The sequence below is a fragment of the Anaerostipes sp. Marseille-Q3525 genome (assembly GCF_018223505.1).
Taxonomy (GTDB): domain Bacteria; phylum Bacillota; class Clostridia; order Lachnospirales; family Lachnospiraceae; genus Anaerostipes; species Anaerostipes amylophilus.
The window spans coordinates 75,827-98,153 of sequence record NZ_JAGTTT010000005.1 but is presented as its reverse complement, the minus strand read 5'-3'; the positions used below and the strand labels follow the sequence as shown (position 1 = coordinate 98,153).

Sequence of the window (22,327 nt, the reverse complement as noted above, 5' to 3'; positions counted from 1 at the left end):
TCAAATCCGTATACCTATTTTTCACGTTCTGTAGGATATTATAACGTAAATGTAAAACTGGCAGGTATTTCTGCTGAATAAGACAGCAAATCAGAAGATGGTGTGTATGGAAAATAATGATTACGGATTATTGTATGATGCAGCCGTTGCGTGGAAAGAACTAACAGAATATTATTATGTTTTTACATTTGGCTACAAACAGCAACTGTACACAATTCATCTATCATTTCCATCTGAAAAGGTTCCACATCTTGCAGCCAGTGAAATTGTAATAAATAATTTTATGGTGAGTGGTTTGGCGAGCCGATCGATAACTGACAATGCAGGCTGGCATACGCAAAATACACAGATTTTCTATCCAGCAATATTGACGTATGAAAAACTTTATGGTATTTTGTTTTTGATAAAAATAGAAATTATTTAAAGGCAAACCTGCTGAAAGGCAGGGACGCAAAGCCAGAAGGGGCTAAAGTCAGAAAGTTTGATCAGGTCAGCCGGTTGCCACTGTTTCCATATCATCATAATATATGGAAAAGATGTTTGAACAGAAGAGATTCCGATACCTTTTATACTATATAGATGTGTGATTTTAGAGAAATATAGTAGGGACACTGGCAGATTTTGGCAAGTGTCCTTTTTGTATGCAAAAATAGGTAACAAAACTAGCAGGGACAGGTTCTCTGTATACAGATAAAAGCAGGATAATGAAGCATAAAACAGAGAGAGGATTTTTATAAAATGGAAAATTATGAGGACAAAATATATTCCTTAGGTGAGACTGTAACGGGACAGACACAGACCATGTCACAGGCCGTACAGAAAACACTGGAAAATAATGGTGGAGTAGGTATAATGACAGGATCTTATGACCAAAACCTGTCTATTTTGTCTGTGAATAATCTGCTGTTGCATAGTACAGGATATACATTCGATACTTTCATGGAACAGACAAAAGGCTCATTGAGAAACTTCTTTTATGGTGAGGAAGATATACTGGAGCGAGACCGTTTTTGGCAGCTTCACGGAACAGGGGAAGCACAGATCCTTGCAGCAGACGGTACAGTGAAAAATGTACGGCTTTGTAAAGAGGATGCGACAGATGAGGCGGGCAGACAGATCTGGGTTATGTCCGTACAGGTCAACTGGGATCATGTAAATTTGACACTGCTCAATGAGGCTATCTATTCCGGCTTCTGGTATTTTGACTGTGACGAAAACAGTGAGATTGTGAATGCAAACTGGAGTCATGAATTCCGAAAAATGCTTGGCTATCATGACACTTTGGACTTTCCGAATAAACTGGAATCCTGGTCAGATCTTCTGCATCCACAGGATAAAGAAAGAGTAATGGTGCAGCTTCAGGCGGCAATTAAGGATAAGACGAACCAGATAAAATACCAGGTAGAGTATCGTATGAGAATGAAGGATAATCAATACCAGTGGTTTCGGGCATCGGCAGAAGTAATACGCCGTCTGGATGGTTCTGCCAGCAGGATTGCCGGGATTTTTATTAACATTGATGGGGAGAAAAAAGAAATCATGCAGGCACAAAAATCTGCTGCTTTCCACCGGGCTTTTACGAAAGCAGATTTGTGCGAGTATTATGTGAATCTGGAAGCAAATACTTTTGATACCTTTAAGGTTGAACCGTCCCTGATGACTGTCTTTGAACAGAGTCATACGTGGGATGAATTGATCCGGCATTTTGTGGATTCCTATGTTGTGGAGATAGATAAGAAGGCGGTATCCTCTTTTTACGACCGTGGTTATATTGCAGAAAGGCTGAAGGGTCTGGAAACCGAATTGGATTTGGAGTGCCGTATCACTCTGAATGGAGAAGAACGATGGGTCCGCAATGTGGTCATACGTGGCGAGATAGAGAATTCAGAATATGCCATGATCTTTCTGCGTGATATCACAGAGGCAAAGGTAGAGAGTGCACGGCATCTGCAGATGGCAGCGGATAATGCTTCCATGGAGCAGCTGATCCAGAGTATTGTGCGTCTGGTTGACCGCTTTGTTGTCTGTGATCTGGAAAATGACAAATATGAATTCTACAATCTGAATGGACATATGATATATAAACCTCTGGGATTTTATCATGATTTTCAGATGCAGGTTCTTGAAAAATATAAGACACTGGAACCATTGGAAACTATAGATATCCTGATAGCCCCGGATAATATTCGGAAAAAACTGAAAAGTGAAAATGATATTTATAAGTTTGAGTATTGCAGCCTGGATGAAAAGACTTATAAAATCGCTTCTTATATTCCCTTGGAATGGAAGAACGGAAAGCTGGAAAAGGTATTGCTGGCATCCATGGATGTGACACAGGAGAAGAAATCAGAGATTGAATCCCGTCAGGCACTGAAAGAGGCTTACCGGTCCGCAGAAAATGCAAATCGTGCGAAAACAGAATTCCTTTCCAATATGTCCCATGATATCCGGACACCAATGAATGCGATTGTGGGTCTGACGGCAATCGCAGGAGCAAATGTTGAGAGCCAGGACAGAGTCATTGAATGTCTCAGCAAGATCACAGAATCAAGCCGCCATCTGCTGGGGCTGATCAATGAAGTGCTGGATATGGCACGTATTGAAAGTGGAAAAATGACACTGGCACAGGAAGATTTCAATCTGTCAGATCTGGTAGATAATCTTATTACACTTACGAAACCGGTGCTTGATGAACATAAACATAATTTTGATATACACATCAATCATATTGAACATGAGGCTGTCTGTGGTGACAGCTTGAGGATTCAGCAGGTATTTGTGAATTTGATGAGTAATGCGATCAAGTATACACCGGATGGCGGGAATATTATTTTTTCCATAGAGGAAAAGCCAAATGGATTTTCAGAACTTGGATGCTATGAATTTACGATTGAGGATAATGGGATCGGTATGTCACCGGAATTCCAGAAAATCATGTTTGATCCGTTCAGCCGCGCGGATGACCACCGGACAACCAGAGTCCAGGGAACTGGTCTGGGAATGGCAATCAGCAGAAATATTGTGAACCTGATGAATGGCACTATTAAAGTGGATAGTACCTTGCACAAGGGAACTAAAATCACAGTAACAATTTATCTGGATCTACAGGAAACAGAAAAAGAACAGGACAAAAATCTGATGAATCTGCCGGTTCTGGTAGTGGATGATGATAAGACATGCTGTGAAAGTACAGTTGCCACACTGAAGGAAATTGGTATTATGGGTGAATGGGTTCTCTCTGGAAGGGAAGCGGTTGAGCACTGTTATGCACGGCATGAGTTGAAAGATGATTACTTTGCTGTTATTTTAGACTGGAAGATGCCGGATATGGATGGTATAGAGACTGCCAGACAGATCCGGAAACGGATAGGAAAAGAGATCACCATCATTGTATTGACATCTTATGAATTCAGCGAGATTGAAGAAGAAGCAAAGGCGGCGGGCATAGATGCTTTTATTGCAAAACCGCTGTTCCGTTCCCGGCTGACGGCTACACTGCGGCAGTTTACTTTAGGAAGAAAAGAAAAAACAGCAAGAAATTATTTGGAGAAGCTGTCAGAATCAGACTACACGGGAAAAAGGATTCTGCTGGTTGAGGATAATGAGTTGAACAGAGAAATTGCTGGTGAAATTTTGCAAATGACAGGTGCAAAAGTGGAAACGGCAGGAAATGGGAAAATTGCAGTTGAGAAAGTGGAAGCTTCTCCGAAAGGTTCGTATGATCTTGTTTTTATGGATATCCAAATGCCGGTCATGAATGGTTATGAGGCAACTGCAGCAATCAGGAGCCTTCCGGGTGAAAAGGGAAAACTGCCTATTGTTGCCATGACTGCCAATGCTTTTGCAGAAGATGTACAGCTGGCCAAAAATACAGGCATGAATGGACATATCGCGAAACCGCTGGATATGAATAAGCTGAATGATGTTCTGGAAAACTGGCTGTAATTGCCTTCCTGGATGCATGGGAAAAGCAGCTAGGAAACATAGAGAGGGTTTTGTTATGACAGAAATCTCACAGGCTGTTTGCAACGAGGGAAGAGGCTGAAAAGAGTATTGAGAAGGCAACAGAGACAAAGAAGGTGCGTGGAAATCCGTATGACCGATGGTATTGAACGGATGGTAAAGTAAATAAATGCATCAGGGGAAACCTGTTGTTGTCTGTGGAGAGATCTGCAGATGACAGCAGGTTTATTTTTTTGTCCGGAAAGTCAAAAAATCAGAGACCAGGACTCCTTGGAACAGTAGGAGGTGGTTTCTGGCAAATATGTGTATGCTGGGAAAAAGCGATGTGCAAAATATCAAAAGTTTATCCTAATCCCTGACAATGCAAGCTGGTATACGGCTATACGTTCTGAAAGCCTTATAAAAGCAAGTTATAAAATCGTTAAAAGGTTGTTTGGTTTGAATTATATCCTTCAAAAGTATCATCGTTCAGTAAGTAACGTTGGTTTATTATTTGCATATAATCTTTGCATGCAGATCGTAAAGAAGCTTGGAAGAGAAAAAATGTTTGCAATGGTTGAATACAATGCATCTCTTCCACAGCAGTCAGCAGCAACATTAAATGGAATCCGTATCATTATGATCGTTATTCCAATGATCTTTGCAGTGATCAGTTACTTGATCTATGCAAAAGCATATAAATTAAAAGGTGATTATTTAGACAACATGACAAAAGAATTAAATGTGATTCATGAGGCATAAGTCTTAAAATAAAAAGGAAAAATAAGGAGAAAGTTTATGAACATTTTTTATCATGAGAAAGCACAGGAATTTCATCTACAAAATGAATCTGTCAGCTATATTATGAAAGTTTTAAAGAATGGACAGATCGGGCAATTATATTATGGAAGTGCAATACCAGATAAAGAAGATTTTACTTATTAAGAAAGAAATCTAGTCAAAGAATCACTAATAAATTTAATAGTAACTTTAAAATCATCACCTTCAAGCTATAATAAAGCAAAAGAATAGTTAGAAGGGGGTTTTTATATGGCGAAATATCAAAAGAAATTAGAAGAAGACATAAGGTGCCCTCTGGAATATGGATTAACAAGAGTTTTAGACGATACAGAAATGCTAGAAGATAAAAATAATGTACCATTTTACCAAAAACATGGATTTTCTCTTATGGAAAATGGTGCGGCAATCCAGATTTGTAATTATGATAATGTGCATTAAATATTAATTAATAAATTGCGGGGATTTAATGATCAACACGTAAGCTGAAGGAATAATTTTATTTTTTTTCAGAATGTTTTTTTAGATTCCTTTATCTAGCTCTAATATTTTTTATCAATATTTTATACAATCTGGTAGACAAGATGTTCATTGGACATATTGAAGGGGCAGAAAAAGTGATGGGAAGTTGTATATGAATATTTATTGTCTGGGTACGTTATTTACACAACTAACATTAGGATTAAATGTATTTATTACAGCACAAGGAAAAACATTGATCAGTATGTGCAATGTGGCAGTTGGAGCTGTGACCAATATAGTGTTGGATGCAGTATGTTTGTTATGCTTCTTTTGCCAGGACTGGTTCAAGGAGCACAGCCAAAAAATATCGATAGGGTAAAGAAAACATTTCGTTTATTGTTGATCAGTTGTGTCAGTGGTTCCTTTTTGATTTGGCTTATTTGCATGATTTCTCCAGCAGCAGTTTCATCGATTTTTACAAATGATATGGATTTGATTGCTTATACCAATAAAAGTATGCGAGTTTACTTGGCAATGCTTTTAATTTATGGAATACAGGTTGCGTGCCAGTATAGCTTTGTGGCATTAGATCAGGCGGAACCGATCGCAGATATGATCGCTGTTTGTACGACAGGACCTATGTTTTATGTTTATTACCGAAAATTGGAATAATGATTTCTGATAAACAAGTCAGCAATGACACATATGATTAATTCTGTCACAAAAAAGAAATTATCTTAATGCTAGTTATGTACTATTATTTAATGGAAATATAGCATAATGGTATATTTTAACAAATATGTAGTTATGTACATGATTGTTCCTATAATGATACAATATGAAAAACAAAAAGTATTGATAAGATAGGAGAAATTTATGAAATTAAATAACAAAATCATGTTGATCACTTATGCAGATAGTTTAGGCAATGATTTGAATGAATTGAAATCTGTTATAGATAAATATTATGCAAAAGCTGTTGGAGGAATTCATATTCTTCCATTTTTCCCATCTTCAGCAGATCGAGGATTTGCTCCGATGCAATATGATCAGGTAGATGCACGCTTTGGAAGTTTTGAGGATATTAAAGAATTAAGTAAGAACTATTATTTGATGTTTGACTTTATGGTAAATCATATTTCAAGAAGTTCAACATATTTTAATGATTTTAAAGAAAAAAAGGAAGAATCAGAATATAAAGATTTTTTTATTCGTTACAAAGATTTTTGGAAAAATGGTGAGCCAACACAAGAACAGGTAGATAAAATTTATAAGAGAAAACCAAGAGCACCATATATAGAGGTAGAATTTGGAGATGGAACAAAAGAAAAGATATGGTGTACTTTTGATGCGGAACAAGTGGACTTAAATGTACAAAGCCCCGTTGTAAAAGAGTTTATTAAAAATACACTGATCAATATGTGTAAAAAAGGAGCTTCGATTATTCGTTTGGATGCCTTTGCTTATGCAGTAAAAAAAGCGGACACTAGCTGCTTTTTTGTAGAGCCGGATATATGGAATCTTTTACATGAGATTGAAGATATATTAGAAGAATATCAGGTGATTATTCTTCCTGAAATCCATGAACACTATAGCATTCAGATGAAGATTGCAAAACAAGGATTTTGGATTTATGATTTTGCACTTCCTGTACTAGTTTTAAATGCATTATATAACGGAGAAGGGAAATACTTAAAACATTGGTTAGAAATGTCACCTAAAAAGCAATTTACTACGTTAGATACACATGATGGAATCGGAATCGTTGATGTAAAAGATTTACTTCCGGATGAAGAAGTAGAAAAAACAAAAGAACAGATGTTCGTAAAAGGAGCAAATGTAAAAAAAATCTATAATACAGAAGCATACAATAATTTAGATATTTATCAAGTAAATACAACCTATTATTCAGCACTTGGAAATAATGATGCAGCATATCTGCTTGCGAGAGCTATTCAATTTTTTGCACCAGGAATACCGCAGGTGTATTATGTAGGAATGATGGCAGGGGAAAATGATATTGAACTTATGGAGAAGACAAAAAATGGTCGAGATATCAATCGACATTACTTTTCAATGGAAGAGATAGAAGAACAACAAAAACGAAAAGTTGTTAAGGAATTAAAACGATTGATGGAATTAAGAAACACGGAATCTGCATTTGCTCTGGAAGGAGAAATTGAAGTGAAAATTCCAAGAGAGCATTCACTGGAAATTACAAGAAGTTATGGAAATGAATCTATTGCATTAAAAGCAGATTTGCAAACATTTGATTTTTGTATTGTTAAAGAGGAAAATGTAATTTATCAAAATAATTTGCTGGGAGATTAAGCAATGGCATTGGAAGAATATGAAAAGGCGAGAAAATTAGGGCTAAAAGAATATCGAGGGGATTCTGTTAAAGGCAGATATCCTTATGTTCAGGTATTGGATGAGATATTATCATTTACAGATATTGTAGCAGAGCAGGATATAGGATTGTTGTATATCCCGATTGACTTGATCATTGGGACAAAGACAAAAGGAAGAACAAATGCTTTTTCAAGAAACTTTTATCCATTGTTAGATGAAAAATCAGAATTCGCTATAAAGTGGGAAGCTTTGTATCAAAGTCATTTACAAGAAGGAATTCGGGAACCAGTCATCGCTTATGAATTTATGCATCAGTTTTATATTCAAGAAGGAAATAAGAGAGTCAGTGTATTAAAGTACGAAGGAGCCGATAGTGTTTTAGCGAACGTTGTAAGACTGATTCCTCAAAAAGATTATACAGAAGAAAATCAGATTTATTATGAATTTTTGGATTTTTATAGATTATCCCAAAATTATAATATTTATTTTCAAAAATCACAAAGATTTTCAGAATTAGCAAATTATTTTTTGAATATATTTGAAGTCCCATGGAGTGAAAAAAATCGGAAAGATTTTCAGTCATCCTATTATAATACGGTTATGATTATGAAAAAAATGAAAAAGTATCCAGGAACAATAGGAGACGCAATATTATCATATATTAAAATCTTTGGGGCCAAAGCATGGCTGGAAGAAGATAAAATGCAGATGCAGAAAAATATGTTAAAAGCATGGGACTATATGGTTTTGTTTGGAAAAAAGAATGATACAAAATTGTTGGAAACGCCTGAAAAATCTGAAGCAAAAATAGGAGGATTGTTCCAGAAAAAGCATCTTAAAATAGCTTTTATAAATGTAAAATCAGCAAAAACAAGTATATGGACATATAGTCATATGGAAGGAAAAAAACAACTGGAAAAGAAATTTGGGGATAAAATTTCAGTGATAACATATGATAATATAAGAAATGAGGAACAAGCAATTCATGCTATAAAAAATGCAATTGAAAGAGGATGTCAGGTGATTTTTACAACAACACCTGTTCTTTTAAATGCAAGTCTGAAAATGTCAGTAGAATATCCTAAAATTAAGATTCTTAATTGTTCTTTAAATATATGGTGCGGACATATGAGAACCTATTATGGAAAATTTTATGAGACAAGATTTCTACTAGGTTTACTTGCAGGAATTTTAACAGATACAGATCAAATAGGTTACATAGCAGATTATCCGATATATGGAATGATTTCAAATATTAATGCTTTTGCGTTGGGAGTAAGGATGACAAACCCTAGAGCAAAGATACATTTAGTGTGGTCTACAGTAAAGAATGACACAAAGAGGATATTGAATGATGAGAATATAACTTATATTTTAGGACAGGATTTAACAACACCGGATCAGCAATGCAGCGAATTTGGATTATTTTCTAAAAAAGGAGATGAAATTCAACATATTGCAATACCGATATGGAATTGGAATGTTTTTTATGAAAAGATTATAAAAAGTATTTTTGATAAAAGCTGGAATCGTAATAATTTTTTGAAAGAAGGGAAAGCAATCAGTTATTGGTGGGGATTATCCGCAGGGGCAGTTTCAATTGCTTATACGAGTTGTCTAGATGAAGAAACAAAACGATTCATAGAATTTGTAAAACAATCAATTGCGGATGGAAAATTTCAGATTTATGAAGATATGTGTGCGACAGATATAATTGAGATGGATTCCCTTTATGAAAATATTATAGGAGAAATTCCGTCGATTGATTATTTGGAAGAGTCAGCGAAAAAAATTGTAGAGTTGCAAGGAACAAAAACAGCAAAAAAAGGATTGTAAGATGAAAATATTAGTAATAGCTGATGTAGAATCCAAATCTTTATGGGATTATTTTCATCCCAAAAAGTTAGAAGGAATTGAATTGATCATTTCTTGTGGAGATTTAAATCCGAAATATTTATCATTTCTGGCTACTTTTTTTCATGGGGATGTGCTATATGTTCATGGAAATCATGATGAAATTTATGAGAGTGATCCACCGCTTGGATGTGTTTGTGTAGAAGATCGAATTGTTGTATATAAAGGGATCAGAATTATGGGTCTGGGAGGATCGATTGATTATAATGGAGGAAAATTTCAATATACGCAAAAAGAAATGAATCGTAGATGTCGAAAATTATGGTTTGCCTTAAAAAAGCATAGTGGAATTGATATTTTAGTGACACATGCACCAGCCTTTAAGATGAATGATGGAATAGATTATCCACATCAGGGATTTCAGGCATTTCAAAAAATCATAGATTACTGGCATCCAAGATTCTTTGTTCATGGACATATTCATTTGAATTATGGACACGATATGAACAGAGTATCACAATATAAAAGTACGGTCATTGTAAATGCATATGATCATTATGTGATTGAATGGTGAAAAATAAGTAAGAAATCTAAAAAAAGCTGTCCTATGTGGCAGCTTTTTTAGATTATTCATCATCTTTTTTGATAATATGGTTTTGTTTTCGATATTCACTTGGAGATATACCATATGTATTTTTAAAAGCCCGTGAGAAATGTAGCTGATTAGGATAGCCAACATTTTCACAGATATCTTTGATAGGAAGGTCTGTTGTTTTTAATTGATCAGCGGCTTTTCCCATGCGATAAGAAATTAAAAATTGTTGTGGACTTTTCCCGATGTTATCATGAAATATCTTTCCAAAGTAACTTCGATTAAGATTACAAAATTGTGCCATATTTTCAACAGTAATATTGCGCATATAATTTTGTTCAATAAATGAAATCGCCTCTTTTATATAAAAATCGCTTAATTTTCCAGATTGAACATCATGTTTGGAACTGGAAGACTGAATCAACTGATTTAGTATCAGATACATATAACCAATTAAATGAAGGGGAGGTTCATTCGAATGATGAGCTATATATAAAATTAGATCACGAAGTTTGTGAGCTGATTCTATAGAATTAGGGTGATAAATAGGTTTTTTGAAAGTAACCCCAGATTGATCAAGAAATTCTTTTACTTTCATACCATCAAATTCAACCCAAGTATATTCCCATGGATCATTTTCATCGGCGAAGTAGTGGTTGATCGTATTCGGACAAATCAGAAATCCCATATCTTTTTCTAATTTATATTCTCGTAGTTGGTTTTGGTAAGTAGAAAGAAGAGTTCCTTTTCCTGAAATTATATAATGAAAGAGATAATGATTCCTGACAAATGGTCCAAAGGAATGTAAGGGGGAACATTGTTCATAACCAAATTGGTATATATTAAGATCAATAAATCGTTCATTCGGGAACATGGAAAAAGTATTTTGGCTCATAAAGACTCCTTTCATAAATAAATATAAGTTTTTTTTATTATATATCAAAATGCTAGATGAATTCAACAAAAAAAGGAATAGATAGTATTTTGCTATATAACATCTTAAGTTAATCCATTCCTTGTTTTTGTGTATAATGCTATAATAAAACCAGTTTCTCGAGGGATAGTTGTACAAAGATTATAAAAAGGAGGATAAACATTTGAAAAAACAATGGATAAGAATTATCTCATTTATTATGATGATATGCATGATTAGTATGGTATCGATAGGATGTGGTCGTTCGAATCAAGATTCAGGCAAAAAGGTAACTATTAATATATTAAATTATAAAAGGGAAACCGTAGACATCTTGCAAAAGATGATTGATAAATTTGAAAAAGAAAATCCTAATATTCACATTCAGATGGATTCGCCAAGTGATGCAATGACAATTTTGAAAACTCGTTTGGTAAAAGAAAATCCACCAGATATAGCGATTTTAGGAGGTGAACGTTCTTATGCTGATTTTGTGGATGCAGATACGATAGTAGATATAAGCGATTATAAAGGACTTGATAAAGTAAAAGACGTCTATAAAGATATGGCAAAGCAATTGGAACTGAGTAAGAAAAAAGGAACATATTGTGTACCATATGCAGCAAATGCCGCTGGCGTTCTTTATAATAGAGATATGTTTAAAAAATATGGATGGAAGATTCCTGAAACATGGGATGAATTTATCTCCCTTTGTAAACAGATTAAATCAGATGGAGAGACACCTTTTTATTTTATGCTAAAAGACTCTTGGACAGGAATTACTCCATGGAATGCATTGGCAGCAAACCTTACTTCAACAACAATTTATGATAACGTTAATCAGGGAAAAGATTCTTTCTCAAATCATTATGGAGAACCGGCTAAAAAATTGAAAGAACTTTTAAATTATGGGCAAAAGGATCCATTTGCATATTCTTATAATGATGGAACAAATGCTTTTAGTAAAGGTGATTCTGCAATGCTCCTTACTGGAAACTTTGCAATTCCTCAGATTCGAAGTACAAACCCAGATATGAATCTTGGTGCGTTTACATTACCTGTACTAAATGATGCATCAAAAACAAAATTGGTATCAGGAATTGACGTCATGTTTAGCGTTATGAAGGCAGATCATAAAAAAGAATGTTTAAAATTCATTGATTTTATGTTACAAGATGAAAATGTTGTAACCTATATGAAACAATCTAGTTCGGTTTCCTGCATCGAAGGAAAATTCCCTATTCCAGATGACTTAAAAGAGATGGAAAAATATTTTAATAATAATAGGGTTGTTGACTTTCCAGATCATCATTATCCAGCAGATCTTCCAGCAGGTGATATGATCCAAGGATACTTAATGAACAATGATATGAAAACATTTTTAAATAAGTTTGATACAGAATGGAAGAAGAGTAATCGAAATTTAATTCGAAAACTTCAGAAATAAAAAAGGAGGATGTTATGAAGAAAGTTAAACTTGGAAAAACCTATAAATTATTTGTACTTCCCATATTAATCTGTTTCTTTGCATTTAATACATTCCCATTAATAAATGCAGTTGTGTATAGTTTGACAGATTCCAGAGGCTTTGGAGATTTCAACTGGGTAGGGTTTCAGAATTATTTCGATATGTTTAAGGATAGCAGAATTTTGAATTCATATTTATTTACATTTAAGTTTGCAATAACAGCAACAATCGTAGTAAATGTGATCAGTATCTGCCTTGCGGTTTTGTTAAATTCAAAAATTAAAGGAAAAAGTTTTTTTAGAGGTTTATATTTTTTGCCAAATATTCTTGGAGGATTAGTTGTAGGTTATGTATTTAATTTCTTTTTTACATTTATTCTTCCAAGCTTTGGTAAATTGATTGGAAATGAATTTTTAAGTACCAGTCTTTTAAGTAATGAAAGTACTGCGTGGGTTGCAATCATTATATGTACAGCATGGCAGGCAATTGCATTCAATACGATCATTTACATTTCTGGTTTACAGACAATTCCTGAGGATGTATATGAAGCAGCAGCCATTGATGGAGCTGGTCCATGGCAAAAATTCTGGCATATTTCATTCCCTTTGATAGCACCATTTTTTACGATTAATATGGTATTATGTATGAAGAACTTTTTAATGGCTTTTGATCAGATTGTAGCAATGACTGGAGGAGGGCCAAATAGTTCTACAGAATCTATATCATATCTTATTTATAAGACAGGACTTAGTGGAAGTCAGTTTGGATATCAGTGTGCAAACTCAGTCATCTATTTTATAGTAATTGTATTAATTTCTGTATTTCAGATGAAGTTTTTAAATAAGAGGGAGGTACAGTTATAATGGCAGCAATTAAGAAAAGAATAAAGAATAAAGGAAATATGGCAGTTTGGGGGAGAACCTTATTGCTGATTCTGTTAGTATTGACAATTATTTTTCCTTTATATATGACAGTGATAATTGCATTTAAACAACCTACAGAGATGACAAATGATGTTTCTGGAGCATTGGCGCTTCCAAAACATTTCAGTTTTCAAAATTTTATTCAAGCGATTCAAACAACAGATTTTTTTCATACAATAGGTAATTCTTTGTTTATCACAATTGTGACTTTGATCGTTGTTGTTATATTTCATTCCATGGCAGCATATGCGATTGGTCGAAAAATGAATAAACATAAAAGTTTTAATTTCCTTTACTTATACTTTATCAGTGGAATGTTTGTTCCATTTTCAATGTTGATGCTTCCACTTGTAAAAGAGACAAGTATTATTGGAATTGATAATAAACTTGGATTGATCATACTGTATACGGTATTTTTCTTCCCGATGAATTTATTGTTATATACAGGGTATTTAAAGAATATACCATTAGCGTTGGAAGAAGCGGCTTATGTAGATGGGGCAACGACTTGGACAACATTTTGGAAAGTAATCTTTCCATTATTAAAACCGATGCATGCGACAGTGATCGTTTTAACAGCATTGAGTGTTTGGAATGATGTTATGACCCCATTGGTTATTTTAAGTGGTGGAAGTGGTAAGGACACAACACTACCTTTAGCGCAGCTTTTATTCCAGACACAGTTTGGAACTAATTATAACTTAGCTTTTGCATCTTATTTATTGGCATTAGTACCTATTTTAATTTTATATTTATTTGCACAGAAACAAATTATTAATGGTGTAGTAAATGGTTCAGTAAAATAAATTTAAAAAGAAGGGTTTTAGAATTGACATCATAGAAAGGAAGAAGGATGAGTATTCATTTTAAAAAAGATAATAAGATCATACAGATAAATACAGAAAATTCAATGTATCAAATGCAGATTGATAAATATGATAGATTGATTCATCTGTATTATGGAAAAATTACAGGAGATGATGATCTAGACTATCTGATTCAAAAATATGATAGAGGATTTTCTCCAAATCCTAACGAGGCTGGAAACGATAGAACATATTCACTTGATGTACTTCCGCAAGAATATACAGGTGCAGATAACGGGGACTATAGAATTTGCTGCTTGGAAGTTTGCAATCAAAATGGGAACAGACAAGTTGATCTGAAATACAAATCTCACAAGATATACAATGGAAAATATTCATTAAATGGATTGCCGGCATTATTTGATCATAAAGGAAATACACAGACATTAGAAATTTTAATGCAGGATGATGTCATAGGACTTGAAGTAAGATTATTATACGGAGTATTTGAAAAAGAAGATGTTATAACAAGGTCTGTGATCATAAAAAACCATAGTAAGGAAAATGTGCAAATTGACAAAATTCTTTCTGCTAATCTTGATTTTTCATATGGAGATTTTGATATTATCAATTTTACAGGACGACATACCATGGAACGACAGATGCAAAGATCACAAGTAAGGCAGGGAATTTACCAAATAGGAAGTATTCGAGGAACTTCTAGTCATCAGCAGAATCCGTTTGGAATTCTTTGCGAGAGAAATGCCTCAGAAACATATGGAGATTGTTATGGACTCTCATTTTTATATAGTGGAAACTTTATAATGGAAGTTGAACAAGATCAATTTTTTCAAACAAGAATGACAATGGGAATTCATCCGCATGATTTTAGTTTTATCTTAGAATCAGAACAAGAATTTATTGCACCAGAAGTAGTTATGAGCTATAGTAGTTGCGGTTTTGAAAAATTATCACATAATTATCATAAAATTTTTAGAGAGAATCTTTGCAGGAGTAATTATATTAACAAAAGACCACCGATTCTTGTGAATAATTGGGAGGCTACCTATTTTGATTTTACAGGGGAAAAATTGATAGAAATTGCAAAGCAGGCAAAAGAGCTTGGAATCGAAATGCTTGTTATGGATGATGGCTGGTTTGGAAAGCGTGATGATGATAACAGTGGACTTGGTGATTGGTTTGTAAATGAAGAAAAATTAGGATGCAGTTTATCAGAGTTTGTAAATCAGATTAATAAGATCGGTTTGAAATTTGGATTGTGGTTTGAACTAGAGATGGTAAGTGAAGACAGTTGTCTGTATCGAGAACATCCAGAGTGGTGTCTTACAGTTCCAGGGCGAAAACCATTTAGAGGAAGAAATCAGTTGGTACTTGATATGGGAAGAAAGGATGTGCAAGAATACATTAAAAAATGCTTTTTTGATATAATGGATCAAGCCAATATTGAATATGTTAAGTTAGATATGAATCGAAGCATTGGAAATGTATATGCAAATGATCTTCCAGCACAACGTCAAGGGGAAGTACTTCATCGATATGTACTAGGTTTGTATAATGTGTTAAATGCTATCGTAGAACGATATCCAGATCTTTTGATCGAGTCTTGTTCTGGAGGTGGAGGAAGATTTGATGCCGGAATGCTGTATTATGCTCCACAGGCATGGTGTAGTGATAATACAGATGCTATTGATCGAATAAAAATTCAATATGGAAGTTCCTTTGGCTATCCGATCAGTTCAGTTGGATCTCATGTGTCAGTGTGTCCAAATGAACAGACCGGAAGGACTGTTCCGATTGAAACAAGAGGTGCTGTAGCTATGGCAGGTACTTTTGGTTATGAGTTGGATTTAACACAGATGAATGATGAAGACAAAGAAGCAGTAAAGATACAGATCGAACAGTATAAAAAATATGCTGATATAATTCGTCAGGGACAATATTACAGGATTACAAATCCGATGGAAAATACAGAGTTTGCTGCATGGGAATTTGTATCAGAAGAAAAAGATCAAGCCTTGATGTTTTATACGGCATTAAATAGTAACAGTAATGGAAGAGTCCATTTATTAAAATTTAAAGGATTGGATCCAGAAAAAATCTATGTGATAGAAGGAAATACGAGAAAATATTACGGAAAAACTCTTATGTATGCAGGAATACCAGTTCCGATGAGAGTGAAAGAATACGAAACAATGACATTTTATGTAAAAGAAGCGTTGCTTTAAAGTGAAAGGAGATTTATATGGCAAATTTATCATTATCTCATGTTAATAAAGTATATGACAATGGGTTTGAAGCAGTAAAAGATTTTAATTTAGAAATTGAAGATAAAGAATTTATTATTTTTGTAGGTCCATCTGGATGCGGAAAATCAACGACACTACGTATGATAGCAGGATTAGAAGATATTAGTAGTGGAGAATTAAAAATTGATGGGAAAGTAATGAATGATGTTGAACCAAAAGACAGAGACATTGCGATGGTATTTCAGAATTATGCATTGTATCCGCATATGACTGTATTTGATAATATGGCTTTTGGGCTAAAATTAAGAAAATTACCGAAAGAAGAAATTAAAGAAAAGGTTGTTCATGCAGCAAAAATTTTAGATTTGGAACATTTACTGGATAGAAAACCAAGTGCATTATCAGGTGGACAGCGACAGAGAGTTGCAATGGGACGTGCTATTGTAAGAAATCCAAAAGTATTCTTAATGGATGAACCATTGTCAAATCTGGATGCAAAATTACGAGTACAGATGCGTCAAGAAATTTCAAAACTTCACAGACAACTGGGAACTACTATTATTTATGTAACTCATGATCAGACAGAAGCTATGACATTGGGAACAAGAATCGTAGTTATGAAAGATGGAGTCGTACAGCAAATTGATACTCCATACAATTTATATAATAAACCTAAAAACATGTTTGTTGCAGGATTTATTGGGTCACCACAGATGAATTTATTAGATGCAACATGTAAAGTGAAAGATGATGAGGCATATTTAGAAGTTGGAAATAATAAGATCAACCTTCCAAAAGAGAAATCAGAAAAGCTGATTAAAGAAAATTATGCTGATAAAAAGATTGTCATGGGAATTCGTCCTGAAGATATTTATGATAGAAAGTCTTTAGAGAGTAATGTTGATAAGGTAATGCTACATGCGAAAGTATTAGACATGGAAATGCTTGGAGCAGAAACATTCTTATATTTTGATATCAATGGAAGTTCAATAACAGCACGAGTTGATCCAAAAACAACAATTAAAACAGGTGATACAGCAGAAATTGCATTAGACATACATAAAATACACCTTTTTGATAAAGAAACATCAAAAACGATCATTAATTAAGTAGGATCAGATGATCTGAAAGTAAAATTTTAAATAAATATAAACAACTCATTTTTTGAATAATTATATTTGACTTTTTCAAAAAATCAAAATATAATAAAAACCGAACGAGTAGCAAACGAGCGTAAATCCAGTTTTTGCTGCTCGTTTTTCTATTTTTACAATTATAAAATGTCATTAAAAAGTGTGTAGCCAATCAGCGTAAGTCCAGCTTATTCTGATGAACTGCATTCTTTTTTTTATGCAAAAAAGGAGGAAAAAATAAAAATGGCAGAAAGTAACAAGATGAAGGACATGCCAGTCAATAAGCTCATGATCCAGATGGGAATTCCTATGATCTTATCGATGGCATTGCAGGCAGTCTACAATATTGTAGACAGTGCATTTGTAGGCAACATGAGAGTGGGAAGTGAGGCAGCTTTAAATGCCTTGACACTGGTATTTCCAGTTCAGATGCTGATGGTTGCGGTAGGAATCGGAACGGGCGTAGGAACGAATGCACTTCTTGCAAGGACGCTTGGACAGGGAAATCATAAAAAAGCAGCAAAGGTTGCTGGAAATAGTCTGTTTTTAGGCGGAATCATTTATGTGGTCTGTCTATTGTTTGGAATTTTTGGAGTCAAAGTATATATTTCATCACAGACGGTTGATCCGAAAGTAATTTCTATGGGAACAAGTTATCTTAGAATATGCTGTATCATTTCCATGGGAATCATTTTCTTTTCCCTGTTTGAAAAGCTGTTACAGGCAACGGGACGTTCTCTTTATTCAACCATTGGTCAGGTTGTGGGAGCAGTAGTAAATATCATTCTTGATCCGATCATGATTTATGGAATTGGTCCAGTTCCAGAAATGGGAGTTCAAGGCGCAGCTTATGCAACGGTCATCGGACAGGTAGCATCCGCAGTGTTATTGTTTATCTTTCATATAAAATTAAACAAAGAATTTGAGCATGGAACAAAATATATGAAACCAGATGGTAAGATCATAAAAGAAATCTATGCAATTGGACTTCCAGCGATCATTGCACAGGCATTGATGTCAATTATGGTATATGTAATGAATCTTATTTTAAAATTCAGTCCTTCTGCCCAGACAGCCTACGGATTGTTCTATAAAGTACAGCAGTTTGTCTTATTCTTAGCATTTGGACTAAGGGATGCGATTACACCAATCATAGCATTTGCTTATGGGATGGGAAGTAAAAAGAGGATAAAAGATGGAATCAAATATGGTTTGATGTATACAATTGTATTAATGATCTTCGGAATTTTGATCACAGAAGGTTTTCCAGGCTTTTTTGCAACGTTATTTAACGCGGGAAGTTCCAGAGAATATTTTATTGGTGCAATGAGAATTATCTCGATCAGTTTTATTTTTGCTGGGATTAATGTGGCATATCAGGGAATATACCAAGCATTGGATGGTGGTATGGAATCATTAATTATTTCACTGCTTAGGCAACTTGTGGTCATATTACCCCTGGCAGGAATCTTTTCAATCTTTGTAAGAAATGACCAGGCAGGAGTATCTTTAATCTGGTGGGCATTCCTAATTACAGAACTTGCAGCATGTCTGATCGGATTTATCTTTTTAAAGAAGATAAGAAAAACAAAAGTGGATCGGTTAACACATTAAGAAGGAGGAAAGTATCATGGCAAAAAGAATCATTACGATCAGTAGAGAATTTGGAAGTGGCGGCCGTTTCATTGGAGAAGAAGTGGCAAAACAGCTTGGAATTGCTTATTACAGTGAAAATATCATAGATCAGATTGCACAACAATCTGGATTATCACCAGAATATATCGAAGAAAATGCAGAATTATCACCCAAAAGAGGATTTTTTGCCTATGCATTTTCAGGTCGTGATATTACAGGAAAATCCGTGGATGATATGTTGTATGAGGCACAGAGAAAAGTAATCCTGGAAATCGCAGAAAAAGAGCCTTGTGTTTTGATTGGAAGAAATGCAGATTTTATATTGAAAGATAGAGAAGATGTGCTGAATGTATTTATATATGGAGATATGCCAGAGAAGATCAAACGTATCTGTAAGTTATATGATGTTACGGAAGATGGGGCAGTGAAACTGATAAAGGATACAGATAAAAGACGAAGGACAAATTATAATTTCTATACGGAACAAAAATGGGGAATGGCTAAGAATTATACATTGTCATTAAACAGTTCACAGTTGGGATATGCAAGGTGTAAGAAGATGATCATGGATTGTGTGGATATTTGCATTTGAAAAAGGAATTATTTATGGAAAAAATAGCGACAGGTAGAAAGTTGTGGTAAAATATAAGTAATTAATCGAAAGATTAAAAGAAACTTTGATATGTTACAATGAAATGGAGGGGATGAGGATGAAGTGTCCATATTGTAACAAAGAAATGGAAAAAGGATATATTCAGTCAAAGCATGGTCTTGGATGGAATAGAAAAAAGAGAGTATTAGCAGTTAGCTCTGGATGGTTTGCAGATCAACCATTGGAATATGAAAGCGTTGCTTATCGATGTGGGAATTGTAAGAAGATTATCATTGATTATAATCAGCAGGAAGAATAAAATTTTTTACAAGAGGGTTGCAGATGCAGTTTCACAAAATTGGGAATTTGCATAGATAATAGAAATGTGATGATGAGGCATTGTATATTACTAAAGTGATATACAGTGCCGTTATTTTTGTGATATAATAAAAATATAGATGAGAATATCATCAGATTTATTACAAAGTGTAGGACTTATTTTGCAGATTGGAGGCAAATATGAGCAGAAAAAGCAGAACAAAAAGCAAGACAAGAGCGAATGCAAAGACTAGAACGAAAAAAGCTGTTACAGCAACAGCGAAAAATACGGATACAGAAAAGACTACTATTTCAACAGTAGAAAATACGGATGAAAAAACTACAGCTGTTAAAGCAGTAAAGAAAACGGAAGAAAAACAGATAGTTCCAACAGTTAAGAAGACGGAAGAGAAAAAAGCAGATATTCCGACAGTAAAAGATACGGAAGAGAAAAAAGCGGCTGCTTCAACAGAAAAAAAGGCAGCTAAGAAAAAGAAAGCTGTTTCCACTGCAAAAAAAGAAGATACTAAAAAAGAAACTGTTCCAGTTGAGCAAGAAGTAGTTGCTAAACAAGAAGCACCTGTGGAACAGGAGCAACCAAAGGAATATGTAGATCTTGGACCAAGAAGAAGTGTCGTTTTCATTGGCTCAGAATGCTATCCATTTGTAAAAACAGGAGGACTTGGAGATGTCATGTCTGCATTGCCAAAGAGTCTTGCAAAATTAAATGTTGATGTGAAGGTTATTCTTCCAAGATACAAATGTATTCCTTGGGAATATCAAGAAAAGATGGAGTATAAAGGCTCTTTTTATATGAACCTTTGCTCTGATGGAAAACAATACTATGTTGGTATTATGGAATATCAGGAAGACGGCGTTGTTTATGATTTTATCGACAATGATGAATTTTTCTCCTGGGGTAATCCATATACAAATCTGATCGATGATATTCCAAAGTTTTGTTATTTTTCCAAGGCAGCATTGGCGGCACTTAATTATCTGGATTGGGTTCCAGATGTTGTACATTGCCATGACTGGCAGGCAGCTTTGGTGCCATTGTATCTAAGAACATGTTTTGCCGATACAAATGTAGGACGTGCAAGTGCAGTACTTACGATACATAACCTCAAATTCCAAGGTATTTATGATAGAAAGATGATCCAATACTGGTCAGGACTTCCGGACTATGTATTTAACAAAGACTGCCTGACTCAAAACTGGTTAGATGCGAATATGTTAAAAGGAGGAATCACATACTGCAATAGACTTACAACTGTAAGTAATACATATGCAGGAGAGATTCAGACAGAAGAATACGGAGAAGGACTTGCAGAGCACCTAAGATATCATCAAAATAAGATCAGAGGAATTGTAAATGGTATTGACGTTAATATCTGGAATCCATCCACAGACAAACTGTTAAAAGCCAATTATGATGCAAGCAATGCAATCGAAAATAAAAAGATCAATAAGAAAGCACTGCAGGAATCTTTAGGTTTAGAAGTAGACGAAAATAAAATGGTGATCGGACTGATCTCTCGTCTGACAAACCAGAAAGGACTGGATCTTGTAAATGATGTAATTCCAGGTGTCATGGATGGAAATACACAGGTCGTTGTCCTTGGTACAGGTGATTCCTGGTATGAAGATGCATTCCGTTCTTATGAGAATCAATACAAGGGAAGCTTCTGTGCTTATATCGCCTACAATGAGAATGTAGCTCACAACGTTTACTCAGGATGTGATGCCCTCTTAGTTCCATCAAGATTCGAACCATGCGGACTGACACAGCTGATCGCTATGAGATACGGTGCGATTCCAATCGTAAGAGAAACAGGAGGACTTAGAGATACCGTTCAGCCATATAACATGTTTGATAATACGGGAAATGGCTTTACATTTGATAGATATGAAGGCGGTCTGCTCTATGATACGATCAACAGAGCAAAGACCTGCTACTTTGAAAATCGAGCAAACTGGGATGATATGGTCATTCGTGATATGAATAAAGATGTATCTTGGGAGACGAGTGCATGGCAGTATAAGAATATGTATTTGGAGCTGACACCAAGATAAAATTCTCATTTGTAGGTAGTGTTGCATATATGAGTCAGAAAGAAGATAAGAAGATAAATATTTCTTCTTATCTTCTTTTTGACTCATACAATGGAACGCTATTCAAATCACTACACAGTGTGTATGTTAAACGATGTTGGCTGATAAGTTTTGTATTCGTTGACGGAAGATGAAAGGACTTTAAGAACACCGATTT

At 34.6% G+C, this 22,327-nt stretch carries 19 protein-coding genes and 1 riboswitch; of the genes, 18 read left to right on the top strand and 1 reads right to left on the bottom strand.

Annotated features, from left to right (window positions below; all coding sequences use genetic code 11):
• Window positions 1-106: 106 nt before the first annotated feature.
• From KE503_RS04200 to KE503_RS04160, 9 genes are all read left to right on the top strand, one after another.
• Window positions 107-424, top strand: a complete 318-nt coding sequence (locus tag KE503_RS04200; RefSeq protein ID WP_022374920.1) for a PBECR4 domain-containing protein — start codon at window positions 107-109, stop codon at window positions 422-424.
• Window positions 416-506: riboswitch (cyclic di-GMP riboswitch) on the top strand. It overlaps the preceding gene by 9 nt.
• A 232-nt stretch (window positions 507-738) precedes the next feature.
• Window positions 739-3,945: a hybrid sensor histidine kinase/response regulator gene (locus KE503_RS04195; RefSeq protein WP_212384558.1), complete on the top strand. Its 3,207-nt coding sequence runs from the start codon at window positions 739-741 to the stop codon at window positions 3,943-3,945.
• Between the two features lie 456 nt (window positions 3,946-4,401).
• The gene (locus KE503_RS04190) at window positions 4,402-4,704 is read left to right on the top strand and encodes a hypothetical protein (RefSeq protein ID WP_212384557.1); all 303 of its coding nucleotides are present in this window, start codon (window positions 4,402-4,404) and stop codon (window positions 4,702-4,704) included.
• A 36-nt stretch (window positions 4,705-4,740) separates the two neighbouring features.
• Window positions 4,741-4,887 carry a hypothetical protein gene (locus KE503_RS04185; RefSeq protein WP_022374522.1) on the top strand — a complete coding sequence of 49 codons (147 nt, stop codon included), beginning with the start codon at window positions 4,741-4,743 and terminating at the stop codon, window positions 4,885-4,887.
• Between the two features lie 105 nt (window positions 4,888-4,992).
• Entirely contained in the window at window positions 4,993-5,181 is a 189-nt protein-coding gene (locus KE503_RS04180) for a hypothetical protein (RefSeq protein WP_212384556.1), read from the top strand.
• 333 nt (window positions 5,182-5,514) lie between these two features.
• Window positions 5,515-5,874, top strand: coding sequence for a hypothetical protein (locus KE503_RS04175; RefSeq protein WP_212384555.1), 360 nt, complete (start codon window positions 5,515-5,517; stop codon window positions 5,872-5,874).
• Window positions 5,875-6,078: 204 nt separating this feature from the next.
• A complete protein-coding gene (gene gtfA, locus KE503_RS04170; RefSeq protein WP_212384554.1) occupies window positions 6,079-7,533 on the top strand; it encodes a sucrose phosphorylase in 1,455 nt (484 codons plus the stop codon).
• 3 nt (window positions 7,534-7,536) lie between these two features.
• Entirely contained in the window at window positions 7,537-9,390 is a 1,854-nt protein-coding gene (locus KE503_RS04165) for a BMP family ABC transporter substrate-binding protein (RefSeq protein ID WP_212384553.1), read from the top strand.
• Between the two features lies 1 nt (window position 9,391).
• Window positions 9,392-9,982, top strand: a complete 591-nt coding sequence (locus KE503_RS04160; RefSeq protein ID WP_118352345.1) for a metallophosphoesterase family protein — start codon at window positions 9,392-9,394, stop codon at window positions 9,980-9,982.
• A gap of 52 nt (window positions 9,983-10,034) precedes the next feature.
• Here KE503_RS04160 and KE503_RS04155 read toward each other — a convergent pair whose 3' ends face one another.
• A complete protein-coding gene (locus KE503_RS04155; RefSeq protein WP_009265073.1) occupies window positions 10,035-10,895 on the bottom strand; it encodes an AraC family transcriptional regulator in 861 nt (286 codons plus the stop codon).
• 202 nt (window positions 10,896-11,097) lie between these two features.
• Here KE503_RS04155 and KE503_RS04150 point away from each other — a divergent pair, with 202 nt between their 5' ends.
• From KE503_RS04150 to KE503_RS04110, 9 genes are all read left to right on the top strand, one after another.
• The gene (locus KE503_RS04150; RefSeq protein ID WP_118738792.1) at window positions 11,098-12,360 is read left to right on the top strand and encodes an ABC transporter substrate-binding protein; all 1,263 of its coding nucleotides are present in this window, start codon (window positions 11,098-11,100) and stop codon (window positions 12,358-12,360) included.
• Window positions 12,361-12,374: 14 nt separating this feature from the next.
• Entirely contained in the window at window positions 12,375-13,244 is an 870-nt protein-coding gene (locus KE503_RS04145) for a carbohydrate ABC transporter permease (RefSeq protein WP_009265071.1), read from the top strand.
• Window positions 13,244-14,110, top strand: coding sequence for a carbohydrate ABC transporter permease (locus KE503_RS04140; RefSeq protein WP_212384552.1), 867 nt, complete (start codon window positions 13,244-13,246; stop codon window positions 14,108-14,110). Before KE503_RS04145 ends, KE503_RS04140 begins: the two co-directional genes overlap by 1 nt.
• A 47-nt stretch (window positions 14,111-14,157) precedes the next feature.
• A complete protein-coding gene (locus KE503_RS04135; protein WP_212384551.1) occupies window positions 14,158-16,356 on the top strand; it encodes an alpha-galactosidase in 2,199 nt (732 codons plus the stop codon).
• 17 nt (window positions 16,357-16,373) lie between these two features.
• Window positions 16,374-17,486, top strand: coding sequence for an ABC transporter ATP-binding protein (locus KE503_RS04130; protein WP_212384550.1), 1,113 nt, complete (start codon window positions 16,374-16,376; stop codon window positions 17,484-17,486).
• 267 nt (window positions 17,487-17,753) lie between these two features.
• Window positions 17,754-19,124 carry an MATE family efflux transporter gene (locus tag KE503_RS04125; RefSeq protein ID WP_212384549.1) on the top strand — a complete coding sequence of 457 codons (1,371 nt, stop codon included), beginning with the start codon at window positions 17,754-17,756 and terminating at the stop codon, window positions 19,122-19,124.
• A gap of 16 nt (window positions 19,125-19,140) precedes the next feature.
• The gene (locus KE503_RS04120; RefSeq protein WP_212384548.1) at window positions 19,141-19,737 is read left to right on the top strand and encodes a cytidylate kinase-like family protein; all 597 of its coding nucleotides are present in this window, start codon (window positions 19,141-19,143) and stop codon (window positions 19,735-19,737) included.
• A gap of 118 nt (window positions 19,738-19,855) precedes the next feature.
• On the top strand, window positions 19,856-20,056 hold the full coding sequence (locus tag KE503_RS04115; RefSeq protein ID WP_212384547.1) for a PF20097 family protein: 201 nt from the start codon (window positions 19,856-19,858) through the stop codon (window positions 20,054-20,056).
• A 200-nt stretch (window positions 20,057-20,256) separates the two neighbouring features.
• Entirely contained in the window at window positions 20,257-22,131 is a 1,875-nt protein-coding gene (locus KE503_RS04110; protein ID WP_022374515.1) for a glycogen/starch synthase, read from the top strand.
• The last annotated feature ends 196 nt before the right edge of the window (window positions 22,132-22,327 follow it).

Coding starts and splice junctions, on each gene's coding strand:
- KE503_RS04120 (WP_212384548.1), top strand. CDS start 19,141: ATGGCAAAAAGAATCATTACGATCAGTAGAGAATTTGGAAGTGGCGGC.
- KE503_RS04160 (WP_118352345.1), top strand. CDS start 9,392: ATGAAAATATTAGTAATAGCTGATGTAGAATCCAAATCTTTATGGGAT.
- KE503_RS04130 (WP_212384550.1), top strand. CDS start 16,374: ATGGCAAATTTATCATTATCTCATGTTAATAAAGTATATGACAATGGG.
- KE503_RS04110 (WP_022374515.1), top strand. CDS start 20,257: ATGAGCAGAAAAAGCAGAACAAAAAGCAAGACAAGAGCGAATGCAAAG.
- KE503_RS04185 (WP_022374522.1), top strand. CDS start 4,741: ATGAACATTTTTTATCATGAGAAAGCACAGGAATTTCATCTACAAAAT.
- KE503_RS04165 (WP_212384553.1), top strand. CDS start 7,537: ATGGCATTGGAAGAATATGAAAAGGCGAGAAAATTAGGGCTAAAAGAA.
- KE503_RS04135 (WP_212384551.1), top strand. CDS start 14,158: ATGAGTATTCATTTTAAAAAAGATAATAAGATCATACAGATAAATACA.
- KE503_RS04175 (WP_212384555.1), top strand. CDS start 5,515: ATGTTTGTTATGCTTCTTTTGCCAGGACTGGTTCAAGGAGCACAGCCA.
- KE503_RS04140 (WP_212384552.1), top strand. CDS start 13,244: ATGGCAGCAATTAAGAAAAGAATAAAGAATAAAGGAAATATGGCAGTT.
- KE503_RS04125 (WP_212384549.1), top strand. CDS start 17,754: ATGGCAGAAAGTAACAAGATGAAGGACATGCCAGTCAATAAGCTCATG.
- KE503_RS04195 (WP_212384558.1), top strand. CDS start 739: ATGGAAAATTATGAGGACAAAATATATTCCTTAGGTGAGACTGTAACG.
- KE503_RS04145 (WP_009265071.1), top strand. CDS start 12,375: ATGAAGAAAGTTAAACTTGGAAAAACCTATAAATTATTTGTACTTCCC.
- gtfA (WP_212384554.1), top strand. CDS start 6,079: ATGAAATTAAATAACAAAATCATGTTGATCACTTATGCAGATAGTTTA.
- KE503_RS04155 (WP_009265073.1), bottom strand. CDS start 10,895: ATGAGCCAAAATACTTTTTCCATGTTCCCGAATGAACGATTTATTGAT.
- KE503_RS04115 (WP_212384547.1), top strand. CDS start 19,856: ATGAAGTGTCCATATTGTAACAAAGAAATGGAAAAAGGATATATTCAG.
- KE503_RS04200 (WP_022374920.1), top strand. CDS start 107: ATGGAAAATAATGATTACGGATTATTGTATGATGCAGCCGTTGCGTGG.
- KE503_RS04180 (WP_212384556.1), top strand. CDS start 4,993: ATGGCGAAATATCAAAAGAAATTAGAAGAAGACATAAGGTGCCCTCTG.